This is a genomic window from Pseudomonas sp. B392_1p (genome assembly GCF_052245235.1).
GTDB lineage: Bacteria > Pseudomonadota > Gammaproteobacteria > Pseudomonadales > Pseudomonadaceae > Serpens > Serpens gallinarum.
The window spans coordinates 1-386 of the sequence record NZ_JBQPXM010000038.1; the positions used below are offsets into that span (position 1 = coordinate 1).

A 386-nucleotide genomic window follows, 5' to 3' on the forward strand; every position below is an offset into this window, starting at 1 on the left:
GGCATGGGCACCACTGCGGTGAAGACCCTGGTGGAAACCCTGGACTCCTACATTCCGGAGCCGGTGCGTGCCATCGACCGTCCGTTCCTGATGCCGATCGAAGACGTGTTCTCGATCTCCGGCCGCGGTACCGTGGTAACCGGTCGTGTCGAGCGCGGTATCGTGCGCATTCAGGAAGAAGTGGAAATTGTCGGTATCAAGGATACCGTCAAGACCACGTGCACGGGCGTTGAAATGTTCCGCAAGCTGCTCGACGAAGGTCGTGCCGGTGAGAACGTGGGCGTGCTGCTGCGCGGCACCAAGCGTGAAGACGTGGAGCGTGGTCAGGTTCTGGCCAAGCCGGGCACCATCAAGCCGCACACCAAGTTCGAAGGCGAAGTGTACGT

The 386-nt window shown here is 60.9% G+C and carries 1 protein-coding gene; it reads left to right on the forward strand.

The features are described from left to right. The coding region (locus ACTV8E_RS20705; RefSeq protein WP_443200701.1) for an EF-Tu/IF-2/RF-3 family GTPase at nucleotides 1-386 on the forward strand (386 nt) is incomplete at both ends.